Annotated in this window: 12 protein-coding genes; 5 read left to right on the top strand and 7 right to left on the bottom strand. The window is 33.8% G+C overall.

Annotated features, from left to right (window positions below; translation table 11 throughout):
• Positions 1–4 precede the first annotated feature (4 nt).
• Complete coding sequence (locus IPN31_03955) at positions 5–2485, top strand: OmpA family protein (GenBank protein ID MBK8681055.1); 2481 nt, start codon at positions 5–7, stop codon at positions 2483–2485.
• 463 nt (positions 2486–2948) lie between these two features.
• Here IPN31_03955 and hflX read toward each other — a convergent pair whose 3' ends face one another.
• Positions 2949–4130 (bottom strand): GTPase HflX, encoded by a 1182-nt coding sequence (gene hflX / locus IPN31_03950; GenBank protein ID MBK8681054.1) that lies wholly within the window; start codon positions 4128–4130, stop codon positions 2949–2951.
• Positions 4131–4271: 141 nt separating this feature from the next.
• On the opposite strand from hflX, the gene IPN31_03945 reads away from it, so the two are divergent.
• Together IPN31_03945 and IPN31_03940 are read left to right on the top strand one after the other, a co-directional pair.
• Positions 4272–6002, top strand: coding sequence for an agmatine deiminase family protein (locus tag IPN31_03945; protein MBK8681053.1), 1731 nt, complete (start codon positions 4272–4274; stop codon positions 6000–6002).
• 9 nt (positions 6003–6011) lie between these two features.
• Complete coding sequence (locus tag IPN31_03940) at positions 6012–6884, top strand: hypothetical protein (GenBank protein ID MBK8681052.1); 873 nt, start codon at positions 6012–6014, stop codon at positions 6882–6884.
• 335 nt (positions 6885–7219) lie between these two features.
• On the opposite strand, the gene dnaN is transcribed toward IPN31_03940, so the two are convergent.
• Positions 7220–8338, bottom strand: a complete 1119-nt coding sequence (gene dnaN, locus IPN31_03935) for a DNA polymerase III subunit beta (protein MBK8681051.1) — start codon at positions 8336–8338, stop codon at positions 7220–7222.
• A gap of 89 nt (positions 8339–8427) precedes the next feature.
• Here dnaN and IPN31_03930 point away from each other — a divergent pair, with 89 nt between their 5' ends.
• Positions 8428–10005: a T9SS type A sorting domain-containing protein gene (locus IPN31_03930; GenBank protein MBK8681050.1), complete on the top strand. Its 1578-nt coding sequence runs from the start codon at positions 8428–8430 to the stop codon at positions 10003–10005.
• 13 nt (positions 10006–10018) lie between these two features.
• Here IPN31_03930 and IPN31_03925 read toward each other — a convergent pair whose 3' ends face one another.
• The 5 genes from IPN31_03925 to IPN31_03905 all read right to left on the bottom strand — a co-directional run bounded on the left by IPN31_03925 (position 10019) and on the right by IPN31_03905 (position 15090).
• On the bottom strand, positions 10019–11071 hold the full coding sequence (locus IPN31_03925; GenBank protein MBK8681049.1) for a hypothetical protein: 1053 nt from the start codon (positions 11069–11071) through the stop codon (positions 10019–10021).
• 1 nt (position 11072) lies between these two features.
• Complete coding sequence (gldG, locus tag IPN31_03920) at positions 11073–12782, bottom strand: gliding motility-associated ABC transporter substrate-binding protein GldG (GenBank protein ID MBK8681048.1); 1710 nt, start codon at positions 12780–12782, stop codon at positions 11073–11075.
• Positions 12776–13507 carry a gliding motility-associated ABC transporter permease subunit GldF gene (gene gldF, locus IPN31_03915; protein ID MBK8681047.1) on the bottom strand — a complete coding sequence of 244 codons (732 nt, stop codon included), beginning with the start codon at positions 13505–13507 and terminating at the stop codon, positions 12776–12778. Before gldF ends, gldG begins: the two co-directional genes overlap by 7 nt.
• Positions 13508–13509: 2 nt before the next feature.
• Positions 13510–14433, bottom strand: a complete 924-nt coding sequence (gene gldA, locus IPN31_03910) for a gliding motility-associated ABC transporter ATP-binding subunit GldA (protein ID MBK8681046.1) — start codon at positions 14431–14433, stop codon at positions 13510–13512.
• Positions 14434–14745: 312 nt separating this feature from the next.
• Entirely contained in the window at positions 14746–15090 is a 345-nt protein-coding gene (locus tag IPN31_03905) for an iron-sulfur cluster assembly accessory protein (protein MBK8681045.1), read from the bottom strand.
• A gap of 98 nt (positions 15091–15188) precedes the next feature.
• Here IPN31_03905 and IPN31_03900 point away from each other — a divergent pair, with 98 nt between their 5' ends.
• The gene (locus tag IPN31_03900; GenBank protein MBK8681044.1) at positions 15189–15719 is read left to right on the top strand and encodes a hypothetical protein; all 531 of its coding nucleotides are present in this window, start codon (positions 15189–15191) and stop codon (positions 15717–15719) included.
• Positions 15720–16101 lie beyond the last annotated feature (382 nt).

Here is a 16101-nt window from a genome sequence, read left to right as displayed (position 1 = left end):
TAACATGCTACGTACAATAAAAATTTCCGGCTTTTTATTCCTGTTTTTAATGCAGGTGCAATTATTATTCTCTCAACAGAATATATATAATTGGCGCTTTGCTGTTTCCGGTGGTGCAATGATGTACTATGGTGATATAAATACAGAAATGGATTTTGATGATTTTAATTATCCTGCAATTGGAATTGAATTCGGAAAAAATATTTCTACTTCGTTGAGTTGGAGATTAAAATATTCAAATGGAAAAATTTCTGCCAATGATTTGATGTTTGATAATTCTACTTTAAACTTGAGTTCTTCAAATTTTGAAAGAGGACTAAATTTTAAAACAGACATTCATGATCTCTCTTTGCAATTCGTTTTCTCTACGGACAACAATGCAATTTTTTATAATCGCTCTTTTATTTCACCCTATATTTTTGCCGGTATCGGACATACTTATTTTGAAGTGTACAGCGATTTATACTTTAATGATTCCATGCGCTATTATTATTATAATGAGGGAATTTTTGATGAACCCGAAGGTGGAAATGCACAATCAATAATGCAGGATGGAATTTTTGAAACTAATGTTTCTGATTTGCAAACCGAAGGTGTAAACTATTCCAAATATGTATGGAATATTCCCGTGGGAATTGGTTTTAAATTTAGAATCGCAGAACGGATTACAGCAAACTTGGAAGGAACTTATACTTTTTATTTTACAGATTATTTAGATGATATCAGTGGAAAATATCCGGCAGAAAGTTTAGTGCCTTATGCCACAAATCCAACCGGATCTTCTGCAGAATACAGAGGCAATGCAGATGGGAAATATGACAACACCTTTTTAATTTCTTTTTCTATTGCTTATAGTTTTGGAAATAAGAAAAGCGACTTTGAATTATATCCGATTCAAGCGGCGAGATATGATTATTTAACTCAGGTAAATCCCGATAGCATTTATACAGATTCAATAATTACAATGTATGATTCATTAACTGTTGATTCCACAATTACAAATTACACGTATAAAGTGGACACAACATTTACCGGTGATTCAGTTTTAGCTCAAGAGATTAGATTTTATAATTTGGATACTTTAAGTTGGGATACACTTTCTCAATTGGTGAAATATGATTCTACTTTCTACAATCCTGTATATCGCATTGATACTTTATTTTCAGAAGCAGACAGTAATTCTACCGATTCGCTTTTTGTAAGAACAGCAATTGGTTTTGATTCTGTTATTGTTGATTCCACTGCAAGTATTATTACTCTTGATTCCATAATGTATTCATATATTCCTGTAACGGATACAGTATTTAAATCGGATGGGAAATATGCATATACAACGACGGTGTTAATTCCTGAAATGGTTTTGGATTCTATGATTATTGATTCAATTCAAACACCTTATTCATATAAAAAAACAATACTTATTTATGATACCATAAGAATTGCACAATTTATTGCCGATGATTATAAAATGCCACAACAACAATATTCTGATTCTACAAATCAAGACATGAATCAGAATAAAATGAATACTGATAGCAATTCACAAGCAATTGAAGATGATAAAGAACAACAAAGTAAATTATCAACTTCTACAGCAAATGATATTTCAGAAACAAGTAAAGTTGCAGCAGAGGAAACAGCAGCAGTTTTAGCAACAGAAAGTAAATCATCAAAAAATTCTGCAAGTCCTGCAGAATCCACTGTGGTAAAAGTAAATGACAATGATGCCGCAATTATGAAATCACTAAATGAAATAAAATTTTTAATTGTGGGTGGTGCTTTGGTAAGTGGATTGACAGGAAATAAATCTTCAAAAAAACAAGATGCGGCAAATACAGAAATTGATTCGGCTACTCTCAAACAAATAGATTCTTTAATTGTAGAAATGCAAAAGTTAACGGAGGCAACTCAATTTTCAGATTCAATAAAGACTGATACGACTATAATTTATAAAGAGAAAGGAATATCTGATTCCGATTATCCAACTTATATTCCTGCCACTTCAAAAGGGTATGATTACACACAACAGAATACACTCATCTTATTTAAGTTGCTGGAAGAAATAACAGCATTGAAAAGTGAAGTTTCTGAAATGAAAAATCAATTGCTTAACCCTCAGAAACCGGACACTGTTGTAATGGAAAAAACAATTACTGAAAAGGGAGAACCGGCAACACAAATCATTTATTATAAAACGGGCAAGACAGCTCCAGATCAAAATGATTTAAAAGCATTGAAAGCAATATTAGCTTTTGCGAAGGCGAATGAAACATCTAAAATTAAAATTTCTGGATTTGCAGATAAGACAGGTAGTTCAGCAGGAAATAAATCAATAACTCAAAAGCGGGCAAATGCAGTGAAGCAATATTTTATTGATCAGGGAATTGCAACATCACGCATTACTGCAATTGGTTATGGTGATGAATTTTCTCCGGCAGGTGCAAATGCACAATATCGCAAAGTGGAAGTGGAAGTGCTGAAGTGAGTTTAAAAAAATTCTGTCCAGTAAGGATTTATTTAAGAAAATATTATTTGTAGCTTAAATAATTAATTCTATTCTAGAATCCTGTAAGCATGTTTTACTTTTAAGTTTAATTGCAGAAGGAAGTGGGCATTTAATATAAATTATTCTATATAAATAAAACTTTGATCGGAGCGAAAATGACCTTATAAAAGTTTGCTTGCAAAATAAGGAATGCTTCTGTGCGCAGGGGAATGTGTAGGAAAACAATCCAGTCAGCCAGGTGATAGAATTTTTGCATTTTGTTTAAATACAATGGTTGCAAAATATAACTAATTTGAAAATACTCGGCTGACCTTATTGTTTTCTGCAAGAAGCATGACGTAGATTTTGCTGCTTGCTTTTATACAGTCTTGATTTTTTTGTTTCTTTTTGCATCAAGGCAAAAAGAAAAGAAAGAGAATATTGAAATACGGAAATTATAAGTTTAAAAAAATTCTGTTCTGTAAGGATATCGTATTTGATAAGCTTCAATAACTCTATCTAAAATTAAAGTGCGCAATTCTTCCATATTTCTTTTTTCAGTAGCGGAAATAAATACACAGTTATTATCAGTTTTTGCAATCCATGACTGTTGCATTTCAGTAATCAAATCTTTTTTTACTTCTTCCTGCAAATACGAATCGAAATATTTTTCTTCGTAGAGATCCATCTTATTAAAAATCATTATCACGGGTTTATCGGCAATACCAATATCTGTCAGTGTTTCATTCACCGTACGAATTTGATCTTCAAATGCCTGATGCGAAATATCCACTACATGCAATAGCACATCTGCTTCCCGCACTTCATCTAATGTAGATTTAAAACTTTCAATTAAATGATGTGGTAATTTGCGAATAAATCCTACTGTATCCGATAATAAAAACGGAGTGCGTTCAAACACAACTTTGCGAACGGTAGTATCCAATGTAGCAAACAATTTATTTTCTGCAAACACTTCGCTCTTGCTCAACACATTCATCAATGTACTTTTTCCAACATTTGTATAACCCACCAATGCAACACGAATCATCTCACCACGACTCTTTCGCTGTGTTTCATTTTGACGATCAATTTTTTCCAGACGACCTTTTAACATTGCAATTTTTTCTTTCGCTACTCTTCGGTCTGTTTCAATTTCTTTTTCACCAGTTCCCCGCATTCCAATTCCACCTTTAATCCTATCTAAGTGCGTCCACATACCTTTTAATCGTGGCAATAAATATTGCAACTGTGCTAATTCTACCTGAGTTCTTGATTGTTGCGATTGTGCTCGACTTGCAAATATGTCGAGTATCAGCATACTGCGATCCAGCACTTTCATTTTCAGCGCATCTTCAATATTGCGTTGTTGAGATGGTGAAAGTTCATCATCAAAGATGATAAGATCTGCTTCATGTTCTTCAGCATAATCTTTTATTTCCTGAAGCTTACCTTTTCCCACATAGGTGCGAATATCAGGTCGTTCTAACTTCTGATAAATTTTATTTATCGTCACAGCACCTGCGGTTGCTGCAAGAAATTCAAGCTCATCTAAATACTCATTTAGCTGCTCAAGTGTCTGTTCTTGCGTAACTAAACCGACAAGAACTGCTTTTTCAAATTCTTCTTTTTGTAAATCGTGCATTTATGGTGTGAAAATAAATCACAGAAGCGAAAGGTTCATTTAAGCTTTTCTATTTCTTATTTTATTTAGTATATTTTTGAAATCCATTCACTCAAATCAATGCTTAACCGCCTAATTGTCCTGAGTAAATTTATTTTCCTTTTGTTTCTTTATTCAGGGATAAGCTTTGCGCAAGCTCCTGTGTTGCCAAATGGATATGCGCCCTGGGAATTAGATTTAAAACGTTGTAATATTCCTTATTATAGTTTAAATGGAATTGTTACTCCACCACAATCACCTGTTCGGGCAAGTGCCGAATGGGAAGAGATAGATGCATTGATGGTAACATGGACAAGTTATATCCCGATAGTAAGAGATATTGTAAAATATGCCCGTGAAGAATGTGATGTATATATTGTGTGTGATGATTCCAATAGTGTAAAATCAAACTTAATAACTAATGGAATAAGCCTTGAAAATATTTTTTATATCCAGACTGCATTTAATTCTATTTGGATTCGTGATTATGGCCCATGGAATATTTATAAAAACAACACCGACTCTTTATATCTGATTGATTGGGTATATAATCGTCCACGACCTGAAGATGATGCCATTCCCGGAGTGATGGCCGAATATGCAGACTTGCCAATTTATCAGACAATTGATGTTCCATACGATTTAGTACATACCGGTGGAAATTTTATGACGGATGGTTGGGGAACAGGATTTTCTTCAAAATTAATTTTAGATGAAAATGATGGATATGATTTTAGCTTATCGGCAAAATCAGAATCAGAAATTGATTCTATCATGTTGCAGTTTATGGGTATCAATCGCTATATAAAAATGGAAACATTGCCTTATGATGAAATTCATCATATTGATATGCATTTGAAATTGTTGGATGAAGAAACATTATTGGTAGGCGAATATCCTGAAGGTGTTGCTGATGGTCCGCAGATAGAAGAAAATCTGCAATATATTCTCGACAATTATAATAGTGTATTTGGTACTCCATATAAAGTAGTACGCATACCTATGCCACCGGATTTTGAAGATCAATATCCTGACGAAGGTGCGGGTTGGAATACGGGAGATTACAGAACATATACGAATTGTGTTTTTATAAATAAAACTGTGTTGGTGCCTGTATATGAAGAACAATATGATACAACGGCAATCAGAATTTTAAAAGCACATTTACCCGGTTATAATGTGGTGGGAATTGAATGTAATGATATTATTCAATCGCTTGGTGCTATACATTGTATCACCAAAGAAATAAGTACAAATGATCCATTGGTAATAACACATCAACCATTAGCGGATACAGAAAATAGCAGTTCGGATTATGTAGTGAATAGCTGGATATTGCATAAGGATGGAATTGATGTTTCTACAATTTTTTATTCAACGGATGGAATAAATTGGTTATCATCTGAAATGGTTTTAACAGATGCAGCTTTAAATTTATGGACTGGATATATTCCTGCACAACCCATGGGTAGTTTAGTTGAATATTACATCTATGCAAAAGCAAATAATGGAAAGGAACAAGTGAGGCCGATAACAGCACCGGATGGTTTCTGGCATTTTAGAGTGGGGGAAATACTTGCTGAAATTTCAACAGATGATTTTTTAGATATCGCTTTTAATGTCTATCCAAATCCGGTAGTTGATAATTTACATTTTTATGCATCCTCTGATGATTTTATCGAATTAGGATTTGTTATCAAAGACATTACCGGACAAATTATTTATCAGCAACCGGAAATATCCGGCACTGATTTTAATTTTAATATACCCATGCAAACATTTCCTTCAGGTAATTATTTACTCCAATATTATTCAGGCAATACAACGGCTACTATAAAAGTTGTAAAATTGTGATTGCCGGGTTTGATAAAATTTATAACACATAAAAATATTGACAAGCAAAAGTGGAATGCATGTATTGACAATTCCATAAATGCTTTGCCATACGCTTACAGTTGGTATCTTGATATTGTTACCAATAATAAATGGGATGCTTTTATTGCAGATGATTACTCAGCAGTGTTTCCATTACCTTACCACAGAAAATATATTATTAAATCTTGTTATCAACCGTTGTTTACTCAGCAGTTGGGATTGTTCTCCGCCAATCATGAAATGGTAAACCAACCTTTACCATTTATCCAATTACTTAAAGAAAAGTATTTTAAATATTATTTGCACCTCAATGCATCAAATCCTTATCATGCCGGATTATCGCAAAGGATTACACAACAAGTGCCTTTGAATAAAACCTACGAATCTGTTTATGAAAATTATAGTAGTGTTGTAAAAAATAATTTGCACCGCTTTAGTAAAATAAATTTTGAAATTCATTACAGCACAGATACATCTGCAATTGTAGATTTTACCCGTAAAAACATTGGTGATAAAGTGAAAGGCTTGAAGAATGCGGATTACGAAAGGTTGAAAAATTTACTGCAAACTATCGTAAGAAATAACAAAGGATTTGTAGTGCAGATAACGGATAAAGATCACCAAATTCTTGCTGCTGCTTTTATAATAAAAAGTAATAACAAGCTGATTTATCTTTTAGCGGCTTCCACTAAAGCGGGTAGAAAATTAAATGCGATGACTACACTTATTGATGATATATTTAAAAAATATATCGGCGCTGATTTCATCTTCGATTTTGAGGGAAGTATGATTCCCGGGATATGGAATTTCTACAAAAATTTTGGTGCAGAAACAATTGAGTTTGGTGTGGTGAAAAAGTAAAATATTTTAACCACATAGGTACATAGGTTAAATTCTATTGAAAACTTATCTTTTTTATTTTCTATGTATCTATGAGGTTAAAGAGTTCATAAATAAACTAAAATTCACACGGATAATCCCCTCTCTTCCGAAGAGAGGGGCAGGGGTGAGTTGGAAGAATTATTTCACAAATAAATAAAATGAAAACTTATCTTTTATATTTCTATGTGCCTCCTATGTGGTAAAAAAAATTAAGTATTATTTGGTTTTTATCAAAGTATCTATGTGGTAAATATTTTAATTACATAAAAAAAACCATCTCGAAAGATGGTTTTATATTTTACTTAAAAAAGAAATTAAACATTAATCATAACAGGCATCACCAACATCAATAAGTCTTCTCCATCTTCTGCTTCTGTAGGTAATAAGATCCCGGCCCTGGAAGGTGTAGAGAGTTCCATTTTTACTTCTTCATTATCCATTGCATTCAGCATCTCCAATAAAAATTTTGCATTAAAACCAATCTCCATATCCTCACCTGAATATTGACAGTCCAAACTTTCTTTTGCCTCATTATTAAAGTCAAGATCCTGTGCTGACATAGTAAGTGCATTGCCATTAATTTTTAAATTCACCTGATGTGTTGTTTTGTTTGAAAATATCATTACACGACGCAAGGTGTTTAGTAAATCTGCACGGCTCACCAATAATTTATTCGGATTGTCTTTTGGTATCACTGCATTATAATCAGGATAACGAGCATCAATCAAACGGCAAATAAGTTTGATATCATTAAATATAAAAAATGCATTAGAGCTGTTGTAAGAAATCTGTACTTGAGAATCTTCCGCAGGCAACACAGATTTTAAAAGATTTAATGCACGTTTTGGAACGATGAAAGAATTGTTTTTATCGTGCTTGGTATCTGTTCTTTTATAGCGCACAAGTTTATGTGCATCCGTGGCAACAAAAGTGATCCCTTCATTACTCAATTGAAAATATACACCCGTCATTTGCGGACGCAATTCATCCGTACTTGCTGCAAATAACGTTTTATTTATCGCCTTCTGCAATACGCTAGTACTCAAAGTAAGCTCGCTCACTTCATCAGCCACAGGAATGCGGGGGAAATCATTTCCGTTTTCACCGTTCAGTTTATACTTACCTCTGTCTGTAGTTATTTCCACTGCGAAAGATTCTTCATCTATATCAATAGTAAGTGGTTGCTCGGGTAATGTTTTCAGATATTCCACTAAAATGCGGGCAGGTATCGCCACCTTTCCTTCCACTTTTGATTCAATATCAAGAGTAGTTGTAATGGAAGTTTCTAAATCAGTACCCGAAATAGTCAGTTGATTTTTATTTAATTCAAAAAGAAAATCTTCCAATATTGGTAATACAGTGTTGCTGCTAATCACTCCATTCACCATCTGCAGATTGCGGAGCAACGATGTGGTGCTTACAATAAATTTCATTTATAAGGCTCTTTTATTTTGACCAAAGGTAATTATAAGGGTTTAATTTGTTTTCAACAGATAGTGGATTACAAAGTATCTTTGACACTATGTTTAAAAGCTTGAAAATACTGGTGTTCACAGCCTTTTTATGTAACTATATCCACATCGTTGCACAACAAGATTCTATTCCCTATTCCATCAGCCTTCAGGAAATTACCTGGATGGACTGGCCGGGATTGCAATCTTCCGCATTTGGAGAGTGGGATGGTAAATGGTTTTTTTTAGCCGGAAGAATTGGAGGTATGCACGGTATGTTTCCTCCTGATCCATTTGCACAAGAAGAGGCAAATCATTTTGTTTGGATGCTCGATCCGGTGTCTGGTGAATATTGGTCTAAAGAAGTGTATGGTCTTGATTTGAATTTAGCAGATCAGTTGCGTTCTACAAATACTGAATTTTTACAGCGGGATAATTACTTATATATCATCGGTGGATATGGACTGGATTCTGCATCATTAACTTTTATTACGTTCCCGCAATTAATTGCTGTTGATCTGGAAATTTTAGAAGAGGCGTTGTTATCTGATGGTGAAATACATTCTGCTTTCAGATTTATTACTGACGAAATGTTTCGCATTACCGGTGGAGAATCACAATGGTTAAATGATAAAGCATATCTTTTTGGTGGGCAGAATTTCAGTGGCATCTACACACAAATTCATTCGGAGATGTTTACGCAGATTTATACAAATAGCGTTTACAAGTTTTTTATAAATGATGATGGTGTTTCTCTTTCTGTAGGTGAAGTGGAACAGATAACAGATAGTATAAATTTTCATCGTCGTGATTTAAATTTCAAACCAATAATGTATCCCGGAGCTGTTCCAGGATTAGCGGAATACTCCGGCGTATTTCAATACGAAAGCAATATTCCGTGGTTAACTAATATGTATTTATCCGAGGATAATTACACCGTAGATTCTTCAATGCAACATCGCTTTAGTAATTATACTTGTCCGGTGTTGAGTGTTTATGATTCTGAATCAGAAATTGCTTACACTACTTTTTTTGGTGGCATCAGTCAGTTTTATTTCGACACAATAAACAAAGTTGTTTTAGAAGATTTAAATATTCCATTTACTCCTGATATTTCTACAGTAATAAGAAATCCCGATGGAAGCAGTGCGCAATTTTTACATCCCGAATCTTTTGAAACTTTGTTGGGAAGCAATGCCGTATTTATTCCTTCCTCTGAAGTACCACAATACAGCAATCATGTAATTCAATTAGATGCAATTGATGGAGAAATTTTCGCCGGATATATTTTTGGAGGTATAGAAGCCGAGGCAGGTAATTTTGGATTAAGCAGTGCGAGTAATAAATTATTTAAGGTAATGTTGCAACGTATAATTCCTGTTGATATTCATACATCATTAAGCAATAGCCAAATTTTAATTTATCCAAATCCTGTAACAGATAATTGCAGTATTACAAATAATTCTACGATTTCAATTCAATCAATATTTGTCTATACGATAGAAGGTAAATTGATTTGGCAAAACAAGATGAGCATTGTTCCCGGTACACAATTGCAATTTCCGGTAAATCAATTTGTAAAAGGAATATATATTTTGCGATGTGATACAGACCAGGGCTCTGTTTTTAATGCATTGATAAAGCAATAATCAAAACTTCAATTTAATTTGCCAGAGGTTTTGTAATTGCATCCAATAATAAATTCTCCTGTGCCGGCCGTGTACGATAGAAATAATGCGGGCCAATAAATAATTTTCCGAAAACAAAATTCTGAATCACTGCAAGACTTTGTTTATCGTTGAAGATTGCGTAGAATTTGTCAACGTCATAGCTTAATTCCACATCTCCTTTAGCAAATTGTGTGCGACTGGTAAATCCAATTGGTTTGAAATAAATATCCACAGTATTTTCTTTGCCTTCATTATTTGTAACGGTGATAATGCACACCGGTTTTTCTTGCAACAACGAATCCATGATAAAATTATCAATCACATAAAATTCACAATTCAGTCTTTTAAACTGATTGAAAAAATATCTGCCTAACTCCGGATTCATAGTTCCCGAAGTAGTGCTTTGCATTGTAAATACAGAATCATTAGTGCGCAAAATAGTGAAAGAAGAATCGGGAATATGCGGATATTCTACTTCTACTTTTATTATTGCAGCAGGGTTGTAAGCAAAAATGCTTCTATCTTTCCATTGATCCGGTTCTAAGAAAAATCGTGAGGAAACGAATCCCTGAAATCCGGGTATAGTAACTACAAAAGGAACTTTAGAACCTTCCATCAACATGAAGTTGCCACGATAAGAACTGTTGGGAGATCCGATAAAATAGCTTTTTAGTTTTTTGTTTTTTCGATTGTAAATCTCCACTTTAATATGATCGCCGGCAATATCTCTAACAACTGTATTGTACATGGATTTAGCAACAGGTGCATTCACTTCCAATTGCATAAAAGTGATGAGTAAACTCTGTACAATTTCGGGCCTTGCATGAAAAGAATTATTTACTTCCCAATAGCCTTCTTTGCGTTCCACGAGAATAGTATTGCCTTTTAAATCAGCTAGAAATATTTTTCCAATACTTGCGGTATCGCTTACTTTAAATTCTGCTTCATTGCTTTCAAAGGAACCGGTATCCTTTTTATTAAAAATAAAAAAAGCAATTGTGCCGAGAATAATAACTATTGCGAAATAGAATAAATTTCTTTTCATGTTAATGATTGTATTTCCTGTTGCGTATATAATTATAAATACCGCTGAACAAATAAAGTAAAAATATTGGAACCGCAATATTAATGATTTGCCATTGGGTGCGGTCTGCTTTCACACGTTCCTGATTAAGTGGTCGCAATTTTACTTCTTTAGCACGAGTTTCCATTAGTCCACTGAGATCACTTAAATATTCAATGCAATTCAAAAGAAAATCTTTATTCCCGAATATATATTTCTCAATATTATTTGCTCCCAACGGATATATTTTCCCTTCCTGATCCACATAATTTTTTATCATATCACCATCGCCAATCACTATCATTTTTGCAGTTTCGCCCTTCTCTTTAAATACACCATTACCAATGCGCTGTTGCTCTAATAATTTTGCTGTGGGTTTACGTGATATAAAAGCAGAAGTAAAATTTCCTTCTAATAATACAGCCACCGGTAAATTGGGTTTATTAAACTGCTCATCTTTAGGCATATATTGCGATTGCACAATATTATAAGTAATACGGGTAGGACTTATAAGAAACCTGCTTGCAGGAGAGGTGGTGAGCAAAATAGTTTTTTTAATGCCGGGCACTGCAAGTGTATCTACAGTACTCATAAACTTTCCTTCAATGGCATCAATGTTTTTTACAATCGGACTTTGTTTATTAAAACCGGTAATAATTGGATTGTATAGCCAGGGGCGAGGTTGAAATGTATTGCCAAACGGTACCATAATATTTGTGCATTGCTTATCCTGAATTATCGTATTATTTACTCTTGCACCATATTGAATTAACTGATCCATTATCCGCAAGTCGTAATCAACACTAGTAAATTCACCACTGCGTTTCAAGCTATCAAAATCTGCAATTACCGGATCTATCAACCATAAAATATTTCCGCCGTACATCAGGTACTGATCTATTTTATATTTATCTGCATCGCTGAAAGCACTGCGTGGTTTTGCAATTACAATTACATTATAAGTGGTGTCAATATATTCTGAATTCGGTAAGTCGAGACGATACACATCGTACAATTCATTTAGTGAAATTGCAATGTCCTGAACATACAATGTGTCTAATTCATCATGACCGGCAATAAAAGCAATGGACGGTTTTTTATCATCCGATAATAAGCGGATAGCTTTTGAAAATTTATATTCCAATAATGAAATTGCAACTGTAGGATCATACACAGGAGAGAGGGGTTGAATTTGATCAATCAACATCACCGTTTTATCTTTCCCATGATAATTTACAACAGCATAAGGAAATAAAAAGGAACGGCTGCTCTGTTCTTTTTCCGAAATACCAAAGGGAATAGAAAATACTTGTTGCGCTTCCAACTCTTTTAAATATGCAGCAAGATTATTTTCATCGGGAATGTCAAATGGATTTGAAATTTCATACTGAATATTTTCGTTGCCATACGCCTGAAATTGTTTTAGCATTTCAACTGTGCTTTGTTGCAATTGCTTCAGGTTTGGTGTTAAGTCGCCACTCAAATAAATTTTCACATAAATAATATCATCCTGATTGCGCAGTAATTCTTTAGTCGGTTCGCTCAGCGAAAATCTTTTTTCTTCAGTAAGATCAATGCGATAAAATAATTGTGAGCATGCATAATTCAGCAATATCAGCATTGCGGTAACTAACAATAATCGCAGTAGAGCTCTGCGTCTGTTGCGTGAATAGTGTGAAAGATTATTTACCATTTTCTACTTTCAAAACTTGTTTTAGTTAAATAGAGAAATAATCCGATAGCACTTGCAAAATAAACTACATCTCTAAAATCAATATAGCCTTTGCTGATATTTAAATAATGTTGGTTAATGCTAAATGCATAAAATATTTTATCTGCGCTTCCCACAAAAAATGGCAACAGCGCCATGGCATCGAATGCATAATAAAAAAAGAAACACGCAAACAAACCACCAATAAAAGCAACAATCTGATTATTGCTGATGGATGAAGTGAAAATGGAAATGGCAACAAAAGTGCAGCCCAATAAAATTAAACCAATATAAGATCCGATAATGCCGCCGGTATCTACATTGCCGGGAGGCGATGCAAGTCTGCTCACGGTGAAATAATATAAAATAGTTGGCAGCACGGAGAACAGCACCAAGGTGGATGCAGCAAAAAATTTCCCGAGAATAATTTGTAAATCCGTAACAGGTCTTGTTGCAAGAAATTCAATTGTGCCTGTACTTCTTTCTTCGGCAAACGAACGCATTGTAATTGCGGGAATTAAAAACATAAAAATCCAGGGAGCAAAATTGAAAAATGGATCTAAGCTGGCGAATCCACTTTCTAAAATACTGGTATCAGTAAATACCCAATTAAATAATCCATTCGCCAACAAAAAAATGGTGATAGTTATATAACCAATTAAGGAACTCAAAAAAACATTTAATTCTTTCCTGTAGATTGCAATCACGCTTATAGATTTATTTTATTTCCTGAAGTGAGTTGTTGGAATATGTCTTCCAGTTCTTGTCGTTCTATTTGCAAGTTTAATAGTGTAAGTTGATTATCAACTGCAAAACGAAAAAGCTGTTCCCGCATATCTGCATTGCCGCTGTATTGAATAATAAATTGACTGTTTCCAATATGCTTTACATGAGTAACACCTTGAAGTTTTTTTATCAATGCTATTTCCACAGTTTCTTTAAATGTAGCATTGATTATAGATGTATCGGCAGAGGTATTGCGCAAAGCGTCAACAGTATCATCTGCTACAATCACTCCTTTATTAATAATAATGGCTCTGTTGCAAATGGCTTGTACTTCCTGCATAATATGTGTACTGAGAATCACTGTTTTTTCTTTTCCCAATTGTTTTATCAGATTGCGCACCTCCACCAATTGATTTGGATCTAAACCTGAAGTAGGTTCATCCAAAATCAAAACATCCGGATTGTGCAACATTGCCTGAGCCAATCCCACACGCTGTCTGTACCCTTTTGATAGTTGCCCGATTTTCTTTTTGCGCTCAGGAGTTAGTCCTGTTAATGCAATCATTTCCTCCACTCGCTTTCCAAAGGATTTCATCCCATGCAGCCTTGCCACAAATTCCAGATACTCCTTTATATACATATCGGTATAAAGCGGATTATTTTCCGGCAGATATCCTATATGTCTTCTTACATCTAAACTTTGTTTCTCCACATCAAATCCGCAAACAGTTGCACTACCTGATGTTTGTGGAATATATCCGGTAATAATTTTCATGGTAGTACTTTTTCCTGCACCGTTTGGCCCCAGAAATCCCAGAATTTCACCTGGGTTTACTGCAAATGAAATATCATTAACAGCAGCTTGTTCGCCAAATAATTTTGTGAGATGAGAAATATGTACAGACATAATAGCGGGTAAAATTACTATAACGGTTATAATCCTATTGTTTTATAATAACAGCAAAACAAATAATCGGATTTTTCATATTGATATTATCAAAATAATAATTGTCAAATTTTATTTGACAATTCATTTCTGCAACCATTTTATATACCTCAAGTGTCTTAGCTGTATTCAAAAGGGTTATTAGGGGTGACTAGTTTTGATCCTCCGCATACGAACAGGTAAGCGGAGGTTTTTTTTGGATATCATTGAGTTGAAAATGAATATTAAATCTGCGGAAATAAATTCCGGATAGCAATGGAGAGTCTTTGAGTATTAAGATTCAAAACTAGTTCCGCAACCGCAAGTCTTAGAAGCATTAGGATTATTAAAAGTAAATCCTCTGTTATTCAATCCTTCAATAAAATCTATTTCCATTCCTATTAAATACATGCCATGTGTTTTATCCATATAAATTGTTAAGTCATCGTATTTATAGGTATTATCATTTTCTTTGGCAGAATCAAAACCAAGAAGATAGGACATGCCGGCACATCCGCCACCTTTCACGCCAATACGTAAGCCATAGGTATCGCCGAGATTTTTTTCAATCAGTATTTTTCTTAATTCAGTATATGCGCTTGCAGTTAGGGTAACAGGTGATTGTGTTAAAACATCCATGATTGTTCTTTTCTTTTTTACAAATTTACTAAACTCACTTTTGTGTCGTTAAGTTTCTTTACATTCACTTTTATATTTTTACCACACTTAAATTATTTATGGAATTACTTTCTCAGATTTTAGTTTACCTCGTTCCAGGCATTATCATATTTCTAACTACTTATTTGGTAATCAGAGCATTTCTGGACAGGGAACAAGCCATACGATTGTTGGAATACCGACAAGCAAACCTCAGGGAATCTTTACCAGTGCGCTTGCAGGCTTATGAGCGGCTTACTTTATTTATTGAACGGATTGCATTGAATAATTTGCTGCCACGCATTCGCAAGGCGGAAATGACAGTAAGCGATTTTCGCACAGCACTCATCAGCAATATACGTATGGAGTACGAACATAATCTCAGTCAGCAGATATATGTTTCTAATGATTCATGGGCAATGATTCGAGCAGCGAAAGAAGAAATAATAAGTATGATTAATCAGCAATCATTGGAATTGCGACCAGATGCAAGCTCAATTGAACTCAGTAAAAAAATTATAGGCATTCTGGCAGACTCCGAAGAAGAAACTCCGGGAACAAAAGCAATCAATCAACTCAAAAAAGATGTGATGCTACTTTATGAAAGATAAATGAGAAATTTATTTTGTACACATATAAATATACATTTAAAATTAAAATCAATTTTATCTGAATTCTTAAGTTGAATTTCCACTTTGTCTGATTACTTTAACTCGCACATTTTGAATGAGAGATGGATTTCTTTTATTCACAAATTTTAGATTCTACACTTCTATTTTTAATTTTTATACACTTACAGATTTTAATTTTCAAATCATTTTTTATCTGATTAAAAAAAATATTTTCAATATCAGGGTTGTTTATGCATTATAGTTATTACATTAGTCGCTTCGGTTGTTTTCAGCCACTAATACAATTTTTATTTTGTATTTATTTTGAAAATAATTTGGAGAAATAGGTTAAAAGATTTATTAAAATGTTTTTAAATTTTAC

The organism is Bacteroidota bacterium (assembly GCA_016715425.1).
Taxonomy (GTDB): domain Bacteria; phylum Bacteroidota; class Bacteroidia; order Chitinophagales; family BACL12; genus JADKAC01.
Note: the sequence above shows the minus strand (reverse complement) of the source record. Positions and strands in the feature narration are given on the sequence as shown.

Coding starts and splice junctions, on each gene's coding strand:
- IPN31_03930 (MBK8681050.1), top strand. CDS start 8,428: ATGTTTAAAAGCTTGAAAATACTGGTGTTCACAGCCTTTTTATGTAAC.
- IPN31_03955 (MBK8681055.1), top strand. CDS start 5: ATGCTACGTACAATAAAAATTTCCGGCTTTTTATTCCTGTTTTTAATG.
- dnaN (MBK8681051.1), bottom strand. CDS start 8,338: ATGAAATTTATTGTAAGCACCACATCGTTGCTCCGCAATCTGCAGATG.
- hflX (MBK8681054.1), bottom strand. CDS start 4,130: ATGCACGATTTACAAAAAGAAGAATTTGAAAAAGCAGTTCTTGTCGGT.
- IPN31_03925 (MBK8681049.1), bottom strand. CDS start 11,071: ATGAAAAGAAATTTATTCTATTTCGCAATAGTTATTATTCTCGGCACA.
- IPN31_03900 (MBK8681044.1), top strand. CDS start 15,189: ATGGAATTACTTTCTCAGATTTTAGTTTACCTCGTTCCAGGCATTATC.
- gldA (MBK8681046.1), bottom strand. CDS start 14,433: ATGTCTGTACATATTTCTCATCTCACAAAATTATTTGGCGAACAAGCT.
- gldG (MBK8681048.1), bottom strand. CDS start 12,782: ATGGTAAATAATCTTTCACACTATTCACGCAACAGACGCAGAGCTCTA.
- IPN31_03905 (MBK8681045.1), bottom strand. CDS start 15,090: ATGGATGTTTTAACACAATCACCTGTTACCCTAACTGCAAGCGCATAT.